Origin of the sequence: Streptomyces sp. NEAU-YJ-81 (assembly GCF_017592595.1) — a bacterium.
Taxonomy (GTDB): Bacteria; Actinomycetota; Actinomycetes; order Streptomycetales; family Streptomycetaceae; genus Streptomyces; species Streptomyces hygroscopicus_B.
In genome coordinates this window covers 19,891-44,801 of sequence record NZ_JAGFNO010000019.1, presented here as the reverse complement: position 1 = coordinate 44,801, position 24,911 = coordinate 19,891, and the positions used below count along the sequence as shown (strand labels likewise).

The window sequence follows — 24,911 nt, the reverse complement described above, 5'->3', positions numbered from 1 at the left end:
GTCTGTGAATTTCTGCTCGCCACGTCAGGACGTTCCGAATTCGTCATCGATGAGCTTGAAGATTTCGTCGGCGGTCGCCGATTCGATCTCGCTGTCGTCGTCCGCGTCGTCGTCCAGCGCCGGCGCGGTGCCGGACACCGGCCCGGTGCCGCCGGCGGACCACTTCGCCACCAGGCCCTGGAGTCGCTCCATGACCTTGGCGTGCGTCTCGCTGTCGTCGGAGTCGAGCCCCGACAGGGTGGATTCCAGCCGGTCGAGTTCTCCGAAGACGGGCGCGGTCGCGGGCCCGTCGGCGGGGGTGACCTCCTCGCGCAGGAACCGTGCGAGCACCGCCGGGGTCGGGTAGTCGAACACCAGGGTCGCCGGCAGCCGTGTTCCGGTGATCGCGTTGAGACGGTTGCGCAGTTCGACGGCCGACAGGGAGTCGAAGCCGAGGTCCTTGAACGCGTGTCCCGGCTCGATCGCCTGTCCCGACGCGTAGCCCAGGACGACGGCCACCTGTTCGCACACCAGGTCCACCAGGATGCGCTCGCGCTCCGTCTCGGACTTCCCGGCCAGGTGCTGCTTGAGCTCGGCGGCCGGGTCGGCCGTGGTGCTCGCGGCGCCCGCCTCCGCGGTCCTGCGCGCGGGGGCCCGCACCAGTCCGCGCAGGAGCGCGGGTACCGGCTCGCCCAGCGAGGACATGTCCATCGTCATGGGCACCAGGACGGCACCGTCGAGATCGCGGGTCGCGTCGAACAGCGCGAGTCCGGCCTCGGGGGTGAGGGCGACCATGCCGGTCCTGGTCATCCGGGTGACGTCGGCGTCGGCCAGTTCGGTGGTCATGCCGCCGTCCTGCGTCCACGGCCCCCAGACGAGCGAGGCGGCCGGGAGCCCGGCGGCCCTGCGGTGCTGGGCCAGGGCGTCCATGAAGGCGTTGCCCGCCGCGTAGTTGGCCTGGCCGGCGCCGCCGAAGGTACCGGAGACCGAGGAGAACAGGATGAAGGCCGAGAGGTCGAGGTCGCGGGTCAGCTCGTGCAGGTGCAGCGCGGCATCCACCTTCGGACGCAACACCTTGTCCACCCGCTCCGGCGTCAGCGACTCCACCACACCGTCATCCAGCACACCCGCCGCGTGCACCACGGCCGACAGCGGATGCTCCGACCCGATACCCGCCAGCAGGCTCTCCACCGACGCCCGGTCGGCGACATCGCACGCCACGACCTCCGCCTTGGCACCCAGCCCGGCCAGCTCCGCCACCAACTCCGCCGCACCCGGCGCCTCCACGCCACGACGACTCGTCAGCACCAGACGCTCAACCTTGTGCTCCACCACCAGATGACGGGCCAACAGCGCGCCCAGACCACCCGTACCACCCGTGATCAGCACCGTCCCCGGACCGTCCAGCGTCCTCGGGATGGTCAGCGCCACCTTGCCGGTATGCCGGGCCTGGCTGATGAAGCGGAAAGCCTCGGGCGCCCTGCGCACATCCCAAGTGCGCACCGGCAGCGGCCGCAGCACCCCGCCCTCGAACAGCGAGATCAGGTCGCCCCACATCTCGTCGATGCGGTCGGCTCCGGCGTCGAGGAGGTCGAACGCGTGGTACGAGACTCCGCTGTACTCGGCGGCCACCTCCTCCGGCACCCTGATGTCGGTCTTGCCCATCTCCAGGAACCGTCCGCCGCTCGGCAGCAGGCGCAGACCCGCGTCCACGAACTCCCGGGCCAGCGAGTCGAGCACCACGTCCATGCCGCGCCCGCCGGTCACATCGAGGAAGCGCTTCTCGAAGTCCAGCGTCCGCGACGACGCGATGTGCTCGTCGTCCAGACCCAGCGACCGCAGAGTGTCCCACTTGCCCTCACTCGCCGTACCGAAGACCTCGGCGCCGAGGTGCCGCGCCAACTGCAGCGTGGCCATGCCCACACCACCGGCCGCCGAATGCACCAGCACCGACTGGCCGGCCTGGAGACCGCCCAGGTCCACCATGGCGTAATAGGCCGTCAGGAACACGATGGGCGTGGAGGCCGCCTGCTCGAACGTCCAGTCCTCCGGGACCCGGGCGACGACACGCCGGTCGGTGATGGCGACCGGGCCGAACGACCCGCTGAAGATGCCCATCACCCGGTCGCCGGGCACCAGGTTCGTCACTCCGGGGCCGACCTCGGTCACGATGCCGGCGCCCTCGCCACCGAGCGGCCCGGCCTCCCCGGGGTACATCCCCAGGGCGTTGAGCACATCGCGGAAGTTCATACCCGCCGCGCGCATCGCGACCCTGATCTCGTTCTCGCCCAGGGCTCCGGTGGCATCGGGGCAGGGCAGCAGCGCCAGATTCTCCAGGGTTCCCTTGGCGTGCATGTCCAGCCGCCATTCGCGCACTCCCGCGGGCGGCAGCAGCGCGGTGCCCGAGGAGACCCGGGCCATGCGCTGACCGAGCACCGTGCCCTCGCGGACCACGGCCTGCGGCTCGTCGCCGGCGAGCACCGTGGGCAGTGCCGCCTTGGATGCCTCGGCGGGCTCCTGCGGGTCCAGGTCCACCAGGACGAAGCAGTTCGGGTTCTCCGACTGCGCGGACCGCACCATGCCCCAGAGGGGGGCGTGGATCATGTCCGGGGTCTCGTCGCGGTCTTCGGGCGCCATGGCGCCCGAGGTCACGAAGACCAGTCGGGAGGAGGCGAACCGGCGATCGCCGAGCCAGCCCTGGATCAAGCCCAGCGTGTGGTGCGTCACCGCGTGGATGGCGCCCGCGGGCTCCAGGCCCTGCTTGGCCTTGCTCTTGCCCTTGGCCCTGCCCTTCGCCTTGCTCTTGGGCTTGCCCTGCGCCGCCGGGTCGTCGAGACCGGGTGCGTAGGACACCAGCACGGCCTCCGGGGCAGCGGCGCCACCGTCGATCGCGGCGCCCAGCGCCTCGAGATCGGCGTAGGCGGTCACCTCGGCCCCGGCGATCTCACCGGCGGCCAGTCCGTAGGGGTCGGTGCCCACCACGGCCCACTGTGCCGTTGCCACCTCGGCCGGAGCGATGGCCGGGACGGGGGTCCAGTCCAGCGTGAACAGCGAGTCGCGGAACGCCGCTGTCCTGGCCGCGTCGATGTGTTCCACGGACACCGGGCGCAGCACGAGGGATTCGATCGACGCCACGGGGCGGCCGGTTCCGTCGGCCACCGCGAGGGAGATGGAATCCGGTCCGAGCTGGGTGAGCCGCACCCGAAGGGTGGAGGCGCCACCGGCGTGGAGCGACACTCCACTCCAGGAGAACGGGAGCCGGGAGAGGCCGACGTCCTCCAGGGCCACGAAGGTCACCGCCTGCACGGCGGCGTCCAGCAGGGCGGGGTGGAGGCCGAAGTCGGCCGCGTCCGACGCGTGCTTCTCACCGAGACCGACCTCGACGTAGACGTCGTCGCCGGAGCGCCAGGCGGCCCGCAGGCCCTGGAACACCGGGCCGTAGGCGAAGCCGGTGGCCGCGAAGCGCTCGTAGAAGTCGCTGATGTCCAGGGCTTCGGCGTCCGCCGGGGGCCATGCGCTCAGGTCGAACGACGGCTCGGGACCGGCCGGGGCCAGCGCACCGGCCGCGTGCTGCGTCCACGGCTCGTCCGAGGACGCGTCGGCCGGGCGGGAGTACAGGCTGAGCGAGCGGTAGCCCGTCTCGTCCGTGTCACCCACCCAGAGCTGCACCTGGACCGGTTCGTTCTCGGGCAGGACCATCGGGGTGGCCAGGGTGACCTCCTCGACCCGGCCGCAGCCGACCTGGTCGGCGGCGCGGATGGCCAGTTCGAGGAATCCGGTCCCGGGGAACAGCGCCGCGCCCCCGATCGCGTGGTCGGCGAGCCACGGCTGGCTCTGCACCGACAGCCTGCTGGTGAACAGGAATCCGTCGCTGCCCGCGAGCTCGACTCCGGCACCCAGCAGCGGGTGGTTGGGAGAGCTGAGCCCGGCGGAGGCGACATCCCCGGTCATCGGGCCGGGCGCCTTCGGCCAGTAGCGCTGCCGCTGGAAGGCGTAGGTGGGCAGTTCCACCCGCCGCACATCGTGTCCGGCGAACGCCGTCGACCAGTTCACGGTGGTGCCGTGGACGTGGAGTTCGGCCAGCGCCGTCGTCAGCGACTGGGTCTCGGGGCGGTTCTTGCGCAGCGCGGGGACGAGGGTGAGAGCGTCTCCGCCCTCGTCGGCCGTCAGGCAGTCCTGGGCCATCGCGGTGAGCACACCGTCGGGGCCCACCTCCAGGAACGAGGTCACCCCGAGCTTCTCCAGGGCGCGTACCCCGTCCGCGAAGCGCACCGCCTCCCGCACGTGCCGCACCCAGTACTCCGGCGAGCACACCTCGGCGGCTCCCGCCGACGCACCCGTGAGGTTGGAGACCAGGGAGAGCGACGGTGCCTGGAAGGACAAGCCGGAGACGACGTCACGGAAGTCGTCCAGCATCGCGTCCATGCGCGGCGAGTGGAAGGCGTGGCTGACCTTCAGCCGACGGGTCTTGCGACCCTCCTGCTCCCACTGCTCGGCGATCTCCAGTGCCGCTTCCTCATCACCGGCGATGACCACGGCCGTCGGGCCGTTGACCGCGGCCATGCTGACCTCAGTCTCACGACCGGCCAGCGACGCCGCGACCTCCTCCTCGGATGCCTGGATGGCCACCATCGCGCCACCCTCCGGCAGCGCCTGCATCAGACGGCCGCGCGCCGCGATGAGCGCGCACGCGTCCTCCAACGAGAGCACCCCGGCCACATGGGCCGCGGCGACCTCGCCCACCGAGTGGCCGATCAGAACATCCGCGGTGACGCCCCAGTGCTCCAGCAGCCGGAACAGCGCCACCTCGATGGCGAAGAGCGCCGGCTGGGTGAACGCCGTCTGGTTCAGCAGCTCGGCATCCGCGCTGCCCTCGGCGGCGAACATCACCTCCTGCAACGGCCGGTCGAGCAGCACATCGAGGTACGCGCACACCTCGTCCAGGGCGCGGGCGAACACCGGGAAGGCGTCGTACAGCTCCCGTCCCATGCCCAGACGCTGCGCACCCTGACCCGAGAACAGGAACGCCGTCTTGCCGGCCGTGCCCACGGATCCCTGGACGACTCCGGGGGTCGTGGCACCCGAGGCGATGGCCTCGAGACCGCTCAGCAGCCCGTCCCGGTCGCCGCTCAGGAGCACGGCGCGGTGGTCGAAGGCGGACCGGGTGGCCGCCAGCGAGTGGCCCACGTCGTTCAGGTCGAGCTCGGGGTGGGCCGTCACGTAGTCGTGCAGGTTCCTCGCCTGGGCGCGCAGCGCCTCGGCACCCTTGCCGGTGACCGTCCAGGGAAGTGCTTCCGCGTCGGCCTGGGGGGCGTCGTCCGTACGGACCCGCTCCACCGGCTCCGGCTCCGGGGCCTGCTCGATGATGGTGTGGGCATTGGTGCCGCTGATGCCGAACGAGGAGATGCCCGCCCGGCGCGGCTCGCCGTTCGCCGGCCACGCGGTCGGCGCGGTCAGCAGCCGGACCTCGCCCGCCGTCCAGTCCACATGCGGCGTGGGCTCATCGACATGGAGCGTCTGCGGCAGCACGCCCTCACGCATGGCCATCACCATCTTGATGATCCCGGCCACACCGGCGGCCGCCTGCGTGTGCCCGAGGTTCGACTTGATGGAGCCCAGCCACAGCGGCTGGTCCGCCGGCCGCCCCTGGCCGTAGGTGGCCAGCAGCGCCTGCGCCTCGATCGGGTCGCCGAGCCTGGTGCCGGTGCCGTGCGCCTCGACCGCCTGCACCTGGTGGGCGGCGAGGTCGGCGCTGGCCAGCGCCTGGCGGATGACCCGCTGCTGCGACGGGCCGTTGGGCGCCGTGATGCCGTTGGACGCACCGTCCTGGTTGATCGCGGAGCCACGCACGATCGCCATCACCGGGTGACCGTTGCGCCGCGCGTCCGACAGCCGCTCGAGCAGCAGCACGCCGACGCCCTCCGACCAGCCCGTGCCGTCCGCCGATGCGGCGAACGCCTTGCACCGCCCGTCCGACGACAGCCCCTTCTGGCGGCTGAAGTCCACGAACGATCCCGGGCTGGACATGATCGTGACACCGCCGGCCAGCGCGAGAGAGCACTCGCCCTGGCGCAGCGACTGCGCGGCCATGTGCAGCGCCACCAGCGACGACGAGCACGCCGTGTCCACCGTGACGGCCGGTCCTTCGAGGCCGAAGGTGTAGGAGATACGGCCCGATACGACGCTGGCCGCGTTGCCCGTTCCGAGGTAGCCGTCAGGTCCGCCCGGGGCGGTCAGCAGCAGACCGATGTAGTCCTGGCCGTTGCTTCCGGCGAAGACGCCCGTCCGGCTTCCCTTGAGCGACATGGGGTCGATGCCCGCCCGCTCGATCGCCTCCCAGGAGGTCTCCAGCAGCAGCCGCTGCTGCGGGTCGATGGTCAGCGCCTCGCGCGGAGCGATCCCGAAGAACTGCGGATCGAACTCGTCGGCGTCATAGACGAAGCCGCCGCCGCTCGAGTAGCTGGTGCCCGAGTTCTCCGGGTCCGGGTCGTAGAGGTCGTCGAGGTCCCAGCCACGGTTGGTCGGGTAGGCGCTGATCGCATCGCTGCCCTCGGAGACCAGCCGCCACAGGTCCTCGGGGGTGCGTACCCCACCGGGGAAGCGGCAGCTCATCGACACGATCGCGATCGGGTCGTCGTCCACGACGGTGCCCGTCACCACCGGCAGGTCGTCCACCGGCGCGGGTGCGGTGCCCTGCGTCTCATCCAGGATGAACCGGGCGAGCACCGTGGGTGTCGGGTAGTCGAAGGCCACGGTGACCGGCAGGTTCACACCGGCCGCCATGCTGAGGCCGTTACGCAGCTCCACGGCGGTCAGCGAGTCGAACCCGATGTCCCTGAAGGCCCGGTCGGGCTCCACCGCGTCGGCGCTCGGGTACCCGATCACCTCGGCGGCCTGGGACCTGACGAGGTCGAGCACCTCCGCCTCGCGTTCGACGGCCGACAGCCCTTCGAGGCGCTCGGCCAGCCCGGTGAGCGACGCGCCGAGTTCGGCCTCCGCCGCCTCCAGGGCCTGCCGCACCTCCGGCAGTTCGTTCAGCAGCGGACGCGGCCGGGCCGCGGCGAATCCGGGGGCGTAGCGCTCCCAGTCCACGTCGGCGACGGTGACGTCGACCTCGTCGTGATCGAGCACCTGCTGAAGGGCGTCGACGGCGAGGACGGGCTCCAGCGCCGGCATACCGCGCCGCTTGAGCTGAGCCGCGAGGGCGTCGTCGACCAGACCACCGCCGCCCCAGGCGCCCCATGCCACCGAGGTCGCCGCGAGGCCCTGTGTGCGGCGCTGCTGCGCCAGGGCGTCGAGGAAGGCGTTGGCGGCGGCGTAGCTGCCCTGACCGGCACCACCGACGGTTCCGGCGTAGGAGGAGAAGAGGATGAACGCGGACAGGTCCAGGTCCTGGGTCAGCTCATGGAGGTTCACCACGGCGTCCACCTTGGGCCGGAAGACACCCTGCGCCCTGGGGACGGTGAGGGTGTCGATGAGGCCGTCGTCCAGCACACCGGCCGCGTGCACCACCGCGGTCAGCGGATACTCCGCGGGCAGCCCGTCGAGGAGCTCCCGCAACGCGTCACGGTCGGCGACGTCACAGGCCGCGACGGTGACCCGCGCGCCGAGAGCGGTCAACTCGTCCCGCAGCTCGGCCGCGCCGGGGGCGTCCGGGCCGCGGCGGCTGGTCAGCACCAGGTGCTCGGCACCGGCCTGGACGAGCCAGCGGGCGAGGCGGCCACCGAGGGCACCGGTACCACCGGTGATCAGGACGCTTCCGCGAGGCTCCCAGGTACGGTCCGGCCGGGCGTCGCCCAAGGGCGCCCGGACGAGCCGACGGCCGAAGATCCCGGAGGCGCGCACCGCGACCTGATCCTCGTCACCGGAGCGCCCGATCAGGCCGACCAGACGGTTCAGCACCCGGTCGTCGATCGCGTCCGGCGACTCGGGGAGGTCGACGAGACCGCCCCAGCGCTGTGCGTACTCCAGGCCGACCACTCGGCCCAGACCCCACACCAGGGACTGCTTGACGCTGCCGACCCGGTCGGAGCGGCCCACGGACACGGCTCCGGTGGTGGCGAGCCAGAGCGGCACATCGATGTCGATGTCGCTCAGCGCCTGGACCAGGGTCACGGTGCCGGCGAAGCCCCGCGGAACACCCGGGTGTTCGGCGAGTGCCTCCTCGTCGAGCGCGAGCAGGGAGAGCACTCCGTCGATCGCGAGCGTCCCCTCCTGCTCGGCGCCATCCGCGGAGGGCGTGCGGGGGGCCGCGTCCCGGAGGAGTTCGGTCAGCGACGACCGCTCCGGCTCCGAGTCGTCCAGGTCGACCCGCACCATGCGGGCACCGTGGCGCTCCACGTCCCGCGCGATGCGCTCCGCCAGTTCGCGGGCGGTGTCGACCGGCGGTACGACGACCATCCAGGTACCGGTGATCGGGGCGCCCTGCTCCTGCTCGGAGCCGGACGACGGCTGGTCGATCAGGGGCTTCCAGTTGATCCGGTAGCGCCAGTTGTCGACGGTCGAGCGGTCACGCCTGCCTCGCCGGTATTGCGACAGGGCGGGCAGCACCGCGCTCAGCGGCGCCTCCCCGTCGAGCTCCAGCGTCTGCGCAAGTCCTTCGAGGTCCTCACGCTCGACGGCCTCCCAGAACCGGGCGTCCACCGCGTCGGCCTCGGAGACGGGGGCGTTGCCGAACCCGGCGTCGTCGGCCGGCTGCGGCCAGTACCGCTGCCGCTGGAAGGCGTAGGTGGGCAGGTCGATCTGGCGGGCGCTCTGTCCGCCGAACACCTTCCGCCAGTCGACACCGACCCCATTGACATGAAGTTCGGCGATCGAGGTCAGGAATCGCTCCAGGCCGCCCTCGTCGCGCCGCAGCGTGCCGACGACCACGGCCTGGGCCTCGGCGGCCTCCACGGTCTGCTGCACCGGAAGGGTCAGCACGGGATGCGGGCTGACCTCGATGAACACGTCATGCCCGCTGTCGAGCAGGGTGCGGGTGGTGGCTTCCAGTTCGACGGTCTGCCGCAAGTTGCGGTACCAGTACTCGGCGTCCAGACCGGCGGCGTCCACCAGCTCACCGGACACGGTGGAGTAGAACGGCACCTCGGAGGTACGCGGTTCAAGGTCCGCCAGGACCTTCAGCAGCTCCTCGTGGATCGCCTCCACATGCGCCGAGTGCGAGGCGTAGTCCACCGGAACCCGGCGAACACGAATCTCCTCGCCCTCGAGCTGGGCGACCATCTCATCGAGCGCACCCGGGTCGCCGGAGACCACGACGGAACCGGGGCCGTTGACCGCGGCGACGGATATTCCACCGTCCCACGCGGCGATCCGCTCCTTGACCTGGTCGACCGGCAACCCGACCGACACCATGCCACCACGACCGGCAAGACCCGCCGCGATCGCCTGCGACCGCAAGGTCACCACCTTCGCGGCGTCCTCCAGCGACAGCGCGCCCGCGACACAGGCCGCCGCGATCTCGCCCTGGCTGTGACCCATCACGGCATCCGGCTCGATCCCCACCGAACGCCACAACTTCGCCAACGACACCATCACCGCGAACAACACCGGCTGAACGACATCCACCCGGTCGAAACCGGGAGCGCCCTCGGCACCACGCAGCACATCCGTCAACGACCAGTCCACATGAGCCGACAGGGCCGACTCACACTCGCCGATCGCCTCCGCGAACACCGGCGAGCTCTCGAGCAGCCCCACCGCCATGCCCATCCACTGCGCACCCTGGCCGGGGAACACGAACACCGAACGGCCAGTTGCCTCGGCGGCGCTGGCGCGGACCACGCCCGGTGCCTTCGCACCCTGGGCCACCGCCTCCAGGCGCTCGAGGAGTTCCTCGCGGCTGGTCCCGGTCACCGCGGCCCGGTACTGGAACGCGGGCCTGGTCGTCGCCAGGGAGAGCGCCACATCGGCAGTCCGCAGCTCCGGGCGCTCGGCCACGAACTCCCGCAGCGCGTCGGCCTGGGCCTGCAGCGCGTCGCCGCTCTTGCCCGCCACGACCCACGCCACCGGGCCGTCGGCAACCTCGGCCTCGGCGACCTCGGCGGTCTCGGCCGCCTCGATCTCCGGAGCCTGCTCCAGGATGGTGTGCACGTTGGTGCCGCTCATGCCGAACGCCGACACACCCGCGCGCCGCGGATGTCCCGTCTCCGGCCACGGCTGGGCCTCGGCCAGCAGCTCGACGTCGCCCTCGGTCCAGTCCACGTGGGGCGAAGGCTCGTCGAGGTGCAGGGTCTTCGGCAGCACCCCGTGACGCATCGCCATCACCATCTTGATGACGCCGCCCACACCGGCGGCCGCCTGCGAGTGGCCGATGTTCGACTTGATGGCGCCCAGCATCAGCGGCTGGCCCTCGGGACGCTCCTGGCCGTAGGTGGCCAGCAGCGCCTGCGCCTCGATCGGGTCGCCCAGCGAGGTACCCGTGCCGTGCGCCTCGACCGCGTCCACCTCGGCGGCCGACAGGCGGGCGTTCGCCAGCGCCTGCCGGATGACCCGCTGCTGCGAGGGGCCGTTGGGCGCCGTCAGACCGTTGGACGCACCGTCCTGGTTCACCGCGCTACCGCGCACCACGGCGAGGATCGGGTGTCCGTTGCGGCGGGCATCCGAGAGCCGCTCGAGGACGAGCATGCCGACGCCTTCGGCCCAGCTCGCGCCGTCCGCGGCGGCCGAGAACGGCTTGCTGCGTCCGTCGGAGGCGAGCGCACGCTGCCGGCTGAACTCGACCAGCGACATCGGGGTGGACATCACCGTCACACCACCGGCCAGCGCCAGCGAGCACTCGCCCTGGCGCAGCGCCTGCCATGCGAGATGCAGGGCGACCAGCGACGACGAGCACGCGGTGTCCACCGTCATGGCGGGCCCCTCGAGGCCCATGGTGTAGGAGATACGGCCCGAAAGCACACTCGGCGAGACACCGGTGCCGACGAGGCCCTCGACGGCCTCCTGAGATCCGGCGAGGACACCGCCGTAGTCCTGGTAGGTCACGCCCGCGAAGACGCCGGTCTGGCTGCCCTTCGCCGAGAGCGGGTCGATACCGGCGCGCTCCAGCGCCTCCCACGAGGTTTCCAGCAGCAGACGGTGCTGCGGGTCCATCGCGATCGCCTCACGCGGCGAGATCCCGAAGAACGCCGGGTCGAACTGGCTGGCGCCGTGCAGGAAGCCGCCTTCCTGCGTGTAGCACTTGCCGGGCTCGTCCGGGTCCGGGTCGTAGAGGTTCTCCACGTCCCAGCCGCGGTCCGTCGGGAAGGGCGAGATGCCGTCCCGGCCCTGCGCGACGAGGTCCCACAGATCCTCCGGGGTGGCCACCCCTCCGGGATAGCGGCAGCTCATCCCCACGATCACGATCGGCTCGTCGCTGTCCGCCACCGCGACCGGCGCCGGCTGCCGCGCCCCGGTCAGCGAGCCGAGGACCTCGGCACGGGCGAACTTCGCCAGTTCGACGGGGGTCGGGTAGTCGAACACGGCGGTCGCCGGGATGCGCAGGCCAATGGCCTTGCTCACCCGGTTGCGGAACTCGACGGCGGTCAGCGAGCTGAAGCCGAGGTCCTTGAACGCCTGCGAGCCCTGGACCTGGTCGGCGGAGTCGTGTCCGAGCACCGCCGCGACATGCGTGCGGATTATCTCGAGCAGCACGCGGTCCTGCTCGGGCTCGGAGAGCCCGGCCAGGCGCTCCCTCAGCGATGCGAGCGGCCCGGCCTCCGGGCCGCCCCGCTGGGCGGTGCGCCGTGCGGTCCTGCGTCGACGGGCAGGCGGCATGGCAGTGGTCTCCTCAGCAGGGGTTTCGGTGGCCACGGGGGATTCGGTGGCCACCAGAGCGTCGGCGCTCGTCTCGGGCGAGACGGCGGGCTCCGGCAGGGTCTCGGTCGTCTTCGGTGCCGGGAGCTCCGGCTGGTCCGTGGCGACCTGGCGCAGCGTCAGCGTGTCGGCGGAGACCACGGCCTCGCCGACTCCGTCGACCGCGGCCAGGGAGAGGGTCTCCGGGCCCGTGCGGGCGAGCCGGACACGCAGCTCGGAGGCGCCTTCCGCGTACAGCGACACCCCGGCCAGGCTGAACAGGATGCGGCCGCGCCCCACGCCGTCCAGCACTCCGAGGCCGAGCGGCTGCAACGCCGCGTCCAGAAGGGCCGGGTGCAGTCCGAACCGCTCGGCGTCCGCAACGGACTCCTCGGCCAGGCTGATCTCGGCGAACACCTCGTCATCGCGCTGCCACACCGCTCGCAGGCCACGGAAGGAAGGTCCGTAGACGAGGCCGCCTTCGGCGAGCATCTCGTACAGGCCGTCCACCTCGACGCGCTCGGCGCCGGGCGGGGGCCATGCGGCGGAGGCGAAGCGCACCGCTCCTTCGGCGGTGGCGAGATCGTCCGGCTCGGGGGCGAGCACACCGCTGGCGTGGCAGATCCACTCGTCCTCGTCCTCGTCCGCCGGCTCGGCCACTCGCGAGTACATCTCCAGCGAGCGGGTGCCGAACTCGTCCTCCTCGCCGAGGACGAGCTGAATCTGGACTCCGCTCCCTCGGGGGAGGACCAGCGGCGCCTGGCTGACGAGCTCTTCCACATGGCCGAGGCCGACCTCGTCACCGGCGCGAATCGCCAGTTCGACGAGGGCCGTGGTGGCCAGGACCGCCTCGCCGCGCAGGACATGGTCCGCCAGCCAGGGCTGGGTGTGCAGCGAGAGCGTTCCGGTGAAGACCAGGCTGTCGGTGCCCGCGACGGGGACCGCTCCGCCCAGCAGCGGGTGATCGGCGGGGTCGAGGCCGAAGGCGGCGGCGTCTCCCGCCGCGGTGCCGGCCTCCAGCCAGTAGCGCTGGTACTGGAACGCGTAGGTGGGCAGGTCCACCCGGCGGGCGCCACGTCCGGCGAAGAAGGCCCGCCAGTCGACGGTTTCGCCGTGGACGTGTGTTTCGGCGAGAGCCGCGACGAGCGCCTGCGTCTCGGGACGGTCCTTGCGCAGCACCGGGACCAGCAGGGGGGCCGGTGTGTCGTCGGCCGCGATGTCGTCGACCGGTTCGGTCAGGCAGTCCTGGGCCATCGCGGACAGCACACCGTCGGGGCCCACCTCGATGTAGGTGGTGACGCCCTGCGCTTCGAGGGTCCGCACCCCGTTGAGGAAGCGGACGGTCTCGCGCACGTGCCGCACCCAGTACTCCGGCGAGCACACCTCTTCGGCACCGGCCTGCTCGCCCGTGACGTTCGAGATGAACGCGGTGGACGGGCCGTGGTAGGTGAGCGTCTCCGCGACGGCGCGGAAGCCGTCCAGCATCGCGTCCATATGCGGGGAGTGGAAGGCGTGGCTGACGCGCAGGCGGCGGGTCTTGCGGCCCTGCTCCGCCCACTGGGCGGCGATCTCCAGCGCCGCTTCCTCGTCACCGGCGATCACCACGGCGTTCGGGCCGTTGACGGCGGCCATGCTCAGCTCGGCCTCACGCCCGGCGAGCGAACGGGCGATCTCCTTCTCCGACGCCTCGACGGCGACCATCGCGCCGCCCTCGGGCAGCGCCTGCATCAGTCGACCGCGGGCGGCCACCAGGGCGCAGGCGTCCTCAAGCGAGAACACCCCGGCCACGTGGGCGGCGGCGATCTCGCCGATGGAGTGGCCGATCAGCACATCCGGGGTGACACCCCAGTGCTCCAACAGCCGGAACAACGCCACCTCGATGGCGAACAGCGCCGGCTGGGTGAACGCCGTCTGATCCAGCAGCTCGGCGTCCGCGCTCCCCTCGGCCGCGAACATCACCTCGGTGAGCGGACGATCCAGCACCACATCCAGGCGCGCACACACCTCGTCCAGCGCACGGGCGAACACCGGGAAGGCGTCGTACAGCTCCCGGCCCATACCCAGGCGCTGCGCACCCTGGCCGGTGAACAGGAACGCGGTCTTTCCGGCCTTGGCCGCCTGCCCCTGGACGATGCCGGGGGCGTCGTCCCCGGCGGCGACGGTCTCCAGGCCACGCAGCAGCGCCTCACGGTCGGTGCCCAGCAGCACCGCACGGTGCTCGAACACCGATCGCGTGGCGACCAGCGATTCGGCGATGTCCAGCACACCGGACTCGGCCCCCTCGGAAAGGTGGGCTCGCAGCCGCTCGGCCTGGGCACACAGGGCTTCCGGGCTCCGGGCGGAGAGCACCCAGGGGGTCATGCCGTGGTCGTCAACGGGGGCCGGGGCGGGCTCCGCCTCGTCCTGGACCGGGGCCTGTTCGATGATGGTGTGCGCGTTGGTGCCGCTCACACCGAAGGCGGAGATACCCGCCCGGCGCGGCTGCTCGGTCTCGGGCCATGCGGCGGCCTCGGTCAGCAGCCGCACCTCGCCCGCCGACCAGTCCACCTGACGCGAGGGCTCGTCCACATGCAGCGTCTGCGGCAACACACCGTGCCGCATGGCCATCACCATCTTGATGACACCGGCGACACCGGCCGCGGCCTGGGTGTGACCGATGTTCGACTTGATCGATCCCAGCCAGAGCGGCAGGTCCTCCGGGCGCTCCTGGCCGTAGGTGGCCAGCAGCGCCTGCGCCTCGATCGGGTCACCCAGGGTCGTTCCGGTGCCGTGTGCCTCGATCACCTGGACGTCGGCCGACGACAGCCTGGCGTTGGCGAGGGCCTGGCGGATCACTCGCTGCTGCGAGGGGCCGTTCGGCGCCGTCAGACCGTTGCTCGCACCGTCCTGGTTCACCGCCGAGCCCCGCACGATGGCCAGCACCTGGTGGCCGTTGCGCTTGGCGTCCGACAGCCGCTCCACGAGCAGCATGCCCACGCCCTCGGACCAGCCGGTGCCGTCCGCGGCGTCCGCGAACGGCTTGCACCGGCCGTCGGGGGCGAGGCCGCGCTGGCGGCTGAACTCCACGAAGGCGGCCGGGCTGGTCATCACGGTGACGCCACCGGCGAGCGCCATGGAGCACTCGCCCTGGCGCACCGCCTGCGCGGCCTGGTGCAGGGCGACCAGCGACGACGAGCACGCCGTGTCCACCGTCAGCGCGGGTCCCTCCAGACCCATGGTGTAGGAGATGCGGCCCGAGACGACCGAAGTGGCGCTACCGGTCAGCAGCTGCCCTTCGAGCCCCTCGGGGATCTCGTTCAGCCCCACTCCGTAACCGGAGGTCGCGGCTCCGACGTAGACGCCGATCTGGCTGCCACGCACGGACGCCGGGTCGATACCGGCCCGCTCGAACGCCTCCCAGGAGGTCTCCAGCAGCAGCCGCTGCTGCGGATCCATGGCGAGCGCCTCACGCGGCGAGATCCCGAAGAACGCCGCGTCGAACTCGCTCGCCCCGTCGAGGAACCCGCCCTCGCGGGCGTAGAACGTGCCCGACCGCTCCGGGTCGGGGTCGTACATCCCCTCGACATCCCAGCCACGGTCGGAGGGGAAGTCCATGATGGCGTCCGTACCGGCCGCCACGAGGTTCCAGAGCTCTTCCGGGCTGCGCACACCGCCCGGGAAGCGGCAGCTCATTCCGACGATCGCGATCGGGTCGTCGTCGGCCGGGACCATTACCGCCGACGGCGCGGTCACCGCGTCCCGCGTCCCGAGCACCTCGGCACGCAGATGGCCGGCCAGCACCGTGGCGCTCGGGTAGTCGAAGACCAGCGTGGCCGGCAGGACCAGTCCGGTCTCCGCGTTCAGCCGGTTACGGAACTCAACGGCCGTGAGCGAGTCGAAGCCCAGCTCCTTGAACGCACGGCCGGGCTCGACCGCCTCCGCACCCGCGAAGCCGAGGACGGCCGCGGCGTGGGCGCGCACCAGGTCGAGCAGAGTCCGGTCGATCTCGGCCTCGGTGAGGCCCGTCAGGCGCTCCCGCAGTGCCGAACCGGTACCGGTGCCTTCGGCGTTCTCGGCGTTCGCCAGCGCCCGCTGGACCTCGGGCAGATCCCCGAGGAGCGGGCTCGGCCGCCCGATCGTGAACGCGGGGGCGAACCGCTCCCAGTCCACATCGGCGACCGTGACCAGACCCTCGTCACCCGCGACCGCTCCCTGCAGCGCGGCGATCGCCAGGCCGGGCACCATCGCGGGCAGACCGCGACGCGCCAGCTGGTCGGCCTCGTCTCCGGCCGCCATGCCGCCCTCGGCCCAGGGGCCCCAGGCCACGGCCGTACCGGCGAGACCCCGCGCACGGCGGTCCTCCACCAGCGCGTCCAGGTAGGCGTTGGCAGCACCGTAGGCGGCCTGGCCTCCGCTGCCCCACACACCGGCGATCGAGGAGAAGACCACGAACGCGTCCAGCTCACGGTCGCCCAGCAGCTCGTCCAGGTTGACGGCGCCGGCCACCTTGCCGGAGACCACGGCGGCGGCGTCGGCCAGCCCGGTCTCCGTCAGCGGCGCCACTCCGTTGGCGCCCGCCGCGTGGACGACCGCCGTCAGCGGATACTCCCGCGGAACGGCGTCCAGCACCGCGGCCAGTTGCTCACGGTCGGCCACGTCACAGGCCGCCACGGTCACCCGGGCGCCCAGCGCCTCCAGTTCCTCACGCAGCTCGGGCGCGCCCGGCGCCTCGAGACCACGACGGCTGGTCAGCACCAAGTGTTCGGCACCGTTGCGCACCAGCCAGCGGGCCACCTGCCCGCCCAGCGCACCCGTGCCACCGGTCACCAGCACCGTGCCACGCGCCCGCCATGTCGTGCCGTCGGCAGCGGGTGCGGCCGATCGCGTCAGGCGGCGTGCGAACACGCCCGAGCCGCGCACCGCGACCTGGTCCTCGGTGGCCTCGGCGGACAGCACACCGGCCAGGCGCGCCACCGCACGCTCATCGAGCGTCTCGGGCAGATCGACCAGGCCACCCCACAGCTGCGGCAGCTCCAGCGCGGCCACCCGGCCGAGCGCCCACACCATCGCCTGCTTCGGGTGGCTGAGCCGTTCGGAGCGGCCCACCGACACGGCACCCCGCGTACCGGACCACAGCGAAGCCTCGATTCCGGCGTCCGCCATGGCCCGCACCAACGTCAGCGTCAGGGCGAGACCGTTCGACAGCGCCGGGTGCTCCGGGCAGAGCTCCTCGTCCAGGGCGAGCAGGGACAACACGCCGCTCAGTGCGGGCGCGTCGGCTGTCGCCGCACGCAGCCGCTCCCCCAGCGCCTCGGCGTCGAGGTCCCGCTCGTCGGCCACCAGCGACACCACGCCCGCGCCATGCCGCTCGAGCCCGGAGACGATCTCCGTCACCAGGTCGTCCTCGGCGCGGGAGGCCGGTACCACTACCAGCCACGTTCCCGACAGCGACCCATCGGCCACGTCCGAGACCGGCTTCCAGGCCACCCGGTAGCGCCAGTTGTCGATCGTGGACTGGTCACGCCGGTTGCGGTGGTACGTGGACAGGGCGGGCAGCACCGCGCTCAGCGGCGTCTCGCCGTCGACGTCGAGCGTCTCGGCGAGCGCTTCGAGATCCTCGCGCTCGACCGCTTCCCAGAACCGCGCGTCCACCGAGTCCACGGCGCTCGACGCGTTCAAGCCGTTCAGGGAGATGGACACCTCGGGCCAGAACCGCTCGCGCTGGAAGGCGTACGTCGGCAGCTCCACCATCCGCGCACCGCGCCCGGCGATCACGGACTCCCACTCCACCGAGGCTCCGTGGACGTGGAGTTCGGCCAGCGCCATGGTCAGCGCCTGGGCCTCGGGACGGTCCTTGCGCAGCACCGGCACCACGGCCGTGGCCGCGGTCTGGTCCGCCGTCAGGCAGTCCCGCGCCATCGCGGACAGCACACCGTCGGGGCCTACCTCCAGGAACCTGGTGACGCCCTGGGCGGTGAGTGCCCGCATGCCGTCCGCGAACCGCACCGCTTCCCGGACGTGGCGCACCCAGTACTCCGGCGTGCACACCTCGTCGCGGCTCGCCGCCTCGCCCGTCACATTGGAGACCAGGGCGATGGACGGTGTCTGGAAGGACAGGCCCGTGACGACGTCACGGAAGTCGTCCAGCATCGCGTCCATGCGCGGCGAGTGGAAGGCGTGGCTGACCCGCAGGCGGCGGGTCTTGCGACCCTGCTCCGCCCACTGTCCCGCGATCTCCAGCGCCGCGGGCTCATCGCCCGCGATGACCACGGCCGTCGGGCCGTTGACCGCGGCGATGCTCACCTCGGCCTCACGACCGGCGAGCGAACCGGCGATCTCTTCCTCGGACGCCTCGATGGCGACCATGGCCCCGCCCTCGGGCAGCGCCTGCATCAGGCGACCACGGGCGGCCACCAGCGTGCACGCGTCCTCCAGCGAGAACACCCCAGCCACGTGGGCGGCGGCGATCTCACCGATGGAGTGACCGATCACCACATCCGGGGTGACACCCCAGTGCTCCAACAACCGGAAGAGTGCCACCTCGATGGCAAAGAGCGCGGGCTGAGTGAAGGCCGTCTGGTCCAGCAGCTCGGCGTCCGCGCTGCCCTCCGCCGCGAAGATCACCTCACGCAGCGGACGATCCAGCATCACATCGAGATGTGCGCACACCTCGTCCAAGGCGCGGGCGAACACCGGGAAGGCGTCATACAGCTCACGCCCCATGCCCAGGCGCTGCGCACCCTGACCCGAGAACAGGAACGCCGACTTTCCGCCGGTTACGGCCTGTCCCTGGACGGCTCCCGAGGCGATTCCGCCCTGCGCGAGAGCCTGCAGGCCACGCAGCAGGGTCTCGCGGTCCTCACCCACCAGCACGGCCCGGTGCTCGAACACCGACCTGGCCGCCAGGGTGTGCCCGACGTCGAGCACACCGACGTCTTCGCGGGCCGCCACATGCCCGTACAGCCGCTCGGCCTGCGCCCGCAGCGCCTCCCGGTTCTTCCCGGAAACCAGCCACGGCACCACGGCCGCCGACACCGGCGCCTCGGGCGCGACCGCCTCCGAGGCCGCGGCCTCTTCCAGGTCAGGAGCCTGCTCGATGATCGTGTGGGCGTTGGTCCCGCTCAGTCCGAACGAGGAGATACCGGCCCGGCGCGGCCGGCCAGTCTCCGGCCACGCGGTGGCCTCCGTCAGCAGCCGCACCTCGCCCGCCGACCAGTCCACCTCCCGCGACGGCTCATCCACATGCAGCGTCATCGGCAGCATGCCCGCACGCATGGCCATCACCATCTTGATGACCCCGGCCACGCCCGCCGCGGCCTGCGTATGGCCGAGGTTGGACTTGACGGCGCCCAGCCACAGCGGGTGGCCCTCCGGCCGCTCCTGGCCGTAGGTGGCGAGCAGAGCCTGCGCCTCGATCGGGTCGCCCAGCGTCGTACCGGTGCCGTGCGCCTCGACCGCGTCCACCTCGGCGGCCGACAGTCCGGCGCTGGCCAGCGCCTGCCGGATGACCCGCTGCTGCGAGGGGCCGTTCGGCGCCGTCAGACCGTTGGACGCACCGTCCTGGTTGATGGCGCTGCCTCGCACCACCGCCAGCACCGGGTGGCCGTTCTTCCGCGCGTCCGACAGCCGCTCCACGAGCAGCATGCCGACACCCTCGGACCAGCCGGTGCCATCCGCGCCCTCCGCGAACGGCTTGCACCGGCCGTCGGGCGCCAGCCCGCGCTGGCGGCTGAACTCGACGAAGGCACCCGGTGTCGACATCACCGACACACCACCGGCGAGCGCCAGGTCGCACTCGCCCTGGCGCAGCGCCTGCGCCGCGAGATGCAGCGCCACCAGCGACGACGAACACGCCGTGTCCACCGTCATCGCCGGCCCCTCGAGGCCGAACGTGTACGAGATGCGCCCGGACACCACGCTGGCCGCGCTGCCCGTGCCCACATGGCCACCGAAGTCCTCGGGGGCGTCGAGCATGATCGTGGAGTAGTCCTGGCCGTTGGTGCCGACGAACACACCGGTGCGGGTGCCCCGCAGCGCGGCCGGCTTGACGCCCGCGTACTCGAACGCCTCCCACGACGTCTCCAGCAGCAGTCGCTGCTGCGGGTCCATGGCCATCGCCTCGCGCGGCGAGATGCCGAAGAACACCGGGTCGAACTGGGGCGCCCCGTAGAGGAAGCCGCCCTCGCGGGCGTAGAAGGTGTTTGGGTGCTCGGGGTCCGGGTGATACATCCCCTCGACGTCCCAGCCACGGTCGCCGGGGAACCCGGCGATGGCGTCGCCGCCTTCGGCCAGGAGGCGCCACAGGTCCTGCGGGGTCTCGACGCCTCCGGGGAAGCGGCAGCTCATCGCCACGATCGCGATGGGGTCGTCGTCATCGGGCCGCACCCGGTGCGCCACCGTCGAGCCGACCGCATCGGTGTGGGCGCCGCCCAGCTCCTGAAGCAGATGGCCGGCGAGCACCTCGGCGGTCGGGTAGTCGAAGACGAGGGTCGACGGCAGGCGCAGACCGGTGGCCAGGTCGAGCCGGTTGCGCAGCTCGATGGCGGTGAGGGAGTCGAACCCGAGGTCCCGGAAGGCACGGCCGGGCTCGACGGAGTCCGCCGAGAAGTGGCCGAGCGCCGAGGCCGCGTGGGTGCGGATGAGGTCCAGCAGGACAGCGCGCTGTTCGGCGTCCGAAAGTCCGGCCAGTTGCTCCGGCAGGCCGGATCCCGGCTCTGTCCGGGCGGCGGCACCACCCGAGGCGGTCAGGAACTCGCGTGCCTCGGGGATGTCGCTGACGAGGGCGCTGGGGCCCGCGCTCATCATCGAGGCCATGCCGGACCAGTCGATGTCGGCCACGACCAGCGCGGCCTCGTCGTGGCCGACGGCCCAGCGCAGCGCGTCCACGGCCAGCGAGGGCGTCATGGGGGGCAGTGGCCCGCCGCGCATCCGGTCCCCGGCGCGGCCGCTCGCGGCCATGCCGCTCTCGGCCCACGGGCCCCAGGCGACCGCGGTGGCGGCCAGGCCCTGAGCGCGGCGCTGCTGCGCCAGCGCGTCCAAGTAGGCGTTGGCCGCCGCGTAGGCGGCCTGGCCCGCGCCGCCGACGACGCCGGCGAAGGAGGAGAACAGCACGAACGCGTCGAGCGACAGTCCTTCGGTCAGCTCGTGCAGCTGCCGCGCGCCCTCCACCTTCGCGGTCAGGGTCCCGGCGAGCTGGTCGACGGTCAGGCCGTCCAGCACGCCGTCGTCCAGGATGCCCGCCGCGTGCACGACGGCGCTCAGGGGGTGCCGCTCGGGAATGGCGGCCAGCACCGCGGCGAGGGCGTCCCGGTCGGCGGCGTCGCAGGCCGCGACGGTCACCTCGGCGCCCAGTTCCTCGAGTTCCGCCTTGAGCTCGGAAGCGCCTTCGGCCGCCGGGCCGCGACGGCTCGTCAGCACCAGGTGTTCGGCGCCCTCGCGTACGGCCCAGCGCGCCACCTGCGCGCCCAGGGCGCCGGTGCCACCGGTGATCAGCACCGAGCCCCGGGGCCGCCACGCGCGCTCGGCCGACTCGTTGCCGACCGCGATGCGGGAAAGGCGCCGGGCGTACGCTCCGGATCCGCGCAGTGCCACCTGGTCCTCGCCGCCTTCGGCGGACAGTGCCCAGGCCAGTCGCGCGGCGGCGCGCTCGTCCAGCGTCTCCGGCAGATCGACGAGGCCGCCCCAGATCCGCGGGTGTTCCATGGCCGCGACCCGGCCGAGGCCCCAAATCTCCGCCTGTGCGGGGCTGGTGAGCTGGTCGGAGCGGCCCACCGACACGGCCCCCCGGGTGCCGCACCACAGTCGGGCCTCGATGTCCGCCTCGGCCAGGGCCCGCACCAGCGTCAGGGTCAGCGCCAGGCCACGGGAGACCACCGGGTGCTCGGTGCAGGGCCGCTCGTCCGGCCCCACCAGGGACAGCACACCGCCGATCCCGGGCAGGCCGGTGGCGATCTCGCGCAGCCGCTCGGCCAGCACACCGGGGGCAAGGTCGCTCTCGTCCGCCACCACGCGGACGACATCGGCACCGTGCCGCTGGAGAGCGGCGGACGCCGACTCCCCGAAGGTGTCATCGACGCCGGAGGCGGGGACGACCACGAGCCATGTCCCCGAAAGGGTGGCAGCGGGGATCTCCGAGACCGGCTTCCATGAAATCCGGTACCGCCAGCCGTCGACGGTGGCCCGGTCACGCTGCTGGCGCCGGTACGAGGACAGCGCGGGCAGCAGTTCGCCGAGTGAGCCGGCGCCGTCGACATCCAGCGCCTGGGCCAGCGCCTCCAGGTCTTCGCGCTCCACCGCGTCCCAGAACCGCGCGTCCACACTGTCCGCGGCGGACCTCTTGGACGCCGCGCTCGTACCCTCCAGCCAGTAGCGCTGACGCTGGAAGGGGTACGTCGGCAGCTCAACCTTGCGGGCGCCCCGCCCGTCGAAGACCTGCGCCCAGTTCACCGTCACACCGTGGACGTGGGCCTCGGTCAGCGCGGCCATCACAGCCTGTGCGTCGGGGCGTCCCTTGCGCAGAACGGGCACCACGACCGGGGCCGACGCCGACTCGGCCGCCAGGCAGTCCCGGGCCATCGCCGAGAGCACACCATCGGGCCCGACCTCCAGGTAGGCGGTCACGCCCTGGGCATGGAGGGAGCGTATGCCGTCGGCGAACCGCACGGCCTCGCGCACATGCCGCACCCAGTAGTCGGGCGAGCTGATTTCTTCGGCGCCAACGGGCTCGCCGGTGACATTGGAAACCAATGCCTGGGTAGGAGTCTGGAAGGACAGCCCCCGCACGACACGGCGGAAGTCGTCCAGCATCGCGTCCATACGCGGGGAGTGGAAAGCGTGACTGACCTTCAGCCGGCTCGTCTTACGACCTTGTTCCGACCACTGGGCCGCGATCTCCAGCACCGCGGCCTCGTCACCGGCGATGACGACGGCGGTGGGGCCGTTGACGGCGGCGATGCTCACCTCGGCCTCACGACCGGCGAGCGAACCGGCGATCTCCTCCTCCGACGCCTGCACCGCCACCATGGCGCCGCCCTCGGGCAGCGCCTGCATCAACCGGCCGCGGGCCGCCACCAGCGTGCAGGCGTCCTCCAGGGAGAACACCCCGGCCACGTGGGCGGCGGCGATCTCGCCGATGGAGTGGCCGATCAGCACATCCGGGGTGACGCCCCAGTGCTCCAACAGCCGGAACAACGCCACCTCGATGGCGAACAGCGCCGGCTGGGTGAACGCCGTCTGGTCCAGCAGCTCGGCGTCCGCGCTCCCCTCCGCCGCGAACACCACCTCACGCAGCGGGCGGTCCAACACGACATCCAGGTGCGCACACACCTCGTCCAGCGCCTGGGCGAACACGGGGAAGCCGTCGTACAGCTCCCGGCCCATCCCAAGGCGCTGCGCGCCCTGACCCGAGAAGAGGAACGCCGTTTTGACGGCCGTCCCCGCCACGCCCTGGGCCACGGCGGGAGCGACATCGCCCGTGGCCACGGCTTCGAGCCCGGCGAGGAGTTCCGCATGGTTCGCACCGGACACCACCGCGCGGTGCTCGAACATCGACCGGGTCGCCACCAGGGAATGGCCGACGTCCTGGGCGCTCAGCTCGGTCCGCTCCAGCAGGAACGCCTTGAGCCGGGCGGCCTGGGCGCGCAGCGCGTCCGAGTCACGACCCGACAGCAGCCAGGTGGCCACACCAGTGTCACCCTCGGACACCGGGGTCGCCTCGGCCTCGTCCTCGACCGGCGGGGCCTGCTCGATGATGGTGTGCGCGTTGGTGCCGCTCACACCGAAGGCGGAGACACCGGCCCGGCGCGGCTGCTCGGTCTCGGGCCAGTCGGTGGCCTCCGTCAGCAGCCGCACCTCGCCCGCCGACCAGTCCACCTGACGCGAGGGCTCGTCCACATGCAGCGTCTGCGGCAACACACCGTGCCGCATCGCCATCACCATCTTGATGACACCGGCGACACCGGCCGCGGCCTGGGTGTGCCCGATGTTCGACTTGAGCGCGCCCAGCCATAGCGGGCGGCCCTCCGGCCGCTCCTGGCCGTAGGTGGCCAGCAGCGCCTGCGCCTCGATCGGGTCGCCCAGGGACGTACCGGTCCCGTGCCCTTCCACCACGTCCACATCGGCCGGGGCCAGCCGGGCGCTCGACAGGGCGTCCCGGATGACCCGCTGCTGGGACGGGCCGTTGGGCGCCGTCAGACCGTTGGACGCACCGTCCTGGTTCACCGCCGAACCCCGCACGACCGCCAGTACCGGGTGGCCGTGTCGGCGCGCGTCCGACAGCCGCTCCACGAGCAGCATGCCGACGCCCTCGGACCAGCCCGTACCATCCGCGGCGTCCGCGTACGGCTTGCACCGGCCATCGGGTGCCAGCCCACGCTGCCGGCTGAACTCCACGAAGGCGCTCGGGGACGACATCACCGTCACACCACCGGCCAGCGCCAGGTCACACTCACCCTGGCGCAGCGCCTGTGCCGCGAGATGGAGCGCCACCAGCGACGAAGAACACGCCGTGTCCACGGTCACCGCGGGCCCCTCGAGACCGAAGGTGTACGCGATACGGCCTGATACGACGGAAGTCGAGGTACCCGTCAGCAAATGGCCTTCGGCTTCCTCCGGGACCTCGTCGACATCCGCCCCGTAACCCGAGGTCGAGGCTCCCACGAAGACACCGCCTCGACGGCCCTTCACCGACCCCGGAGCGATGCCCGCACGCTCGAACGCCTCCCATGAGGTCTCCAGCAGCAACCGCTGCTGCGGATCCATGGCAAGGGCCTCACGCGGCGAGATCCCGAAGAAGCCCGCGTCGAACTCGGCCGCGTCGTGAAGGAAACCACCCTCACGGGAGTAGAACGTGCCCGAGCTCTCGGGATCGGGGTCGTACATCCCGTCCACGTCCCAGCCACGGTTGGACGGGAAGTCGGAGATGGCGTCACCACCGCCGGCCACCAACCGCCACAGGTCCTCGGGGCTCCCCACACCGCCCGGGAAACGGCAGCTCATCGCCACGATCGCGATGGGCTCCTGCTCTCCTGCCTCCAGCTCGCGCAGGCGTTGGCGCGCTTGGTGCAGATCTGCCGTTACCCGTTTGAGGTAGTCCCGAAGCCTATCTTCGTTCACCATGAAAACCTTGCCTGTTACGAGTCAAAGAAGACTGAAGAATGAAAGGAGGCCAGAGAACTGCACCT

General features: G+C 72.0%; 1 protein-coding gene. It reads right to left on the bottom strand.

Annotated features, from left to right (window positions below):
* Positions 1-24: 24 nt before the first annotated feature.
* Complete coding sequence (locus tag J5X86_RS31865; RefSeq protein ID WP_208520164.1) at positions 25-24,846, bottom strand: type I polyketide synthase; 24,822 nt, start codon at positions 24,844-24,846, stop codon at positions 25-27.
* Positions 24,847-24,911: the final 65 nt, after the last annotated feature.

Excerpts from the sequence above, each read along its gene's own strand:
- J5X86_RS31865 (WP_208520164.1), bottom strand. The coding sequence starts at position 24,846 with ATGGTGAACGAAGATAGGCTTCGGGACTACCTCAAACGGGTAACGGCA.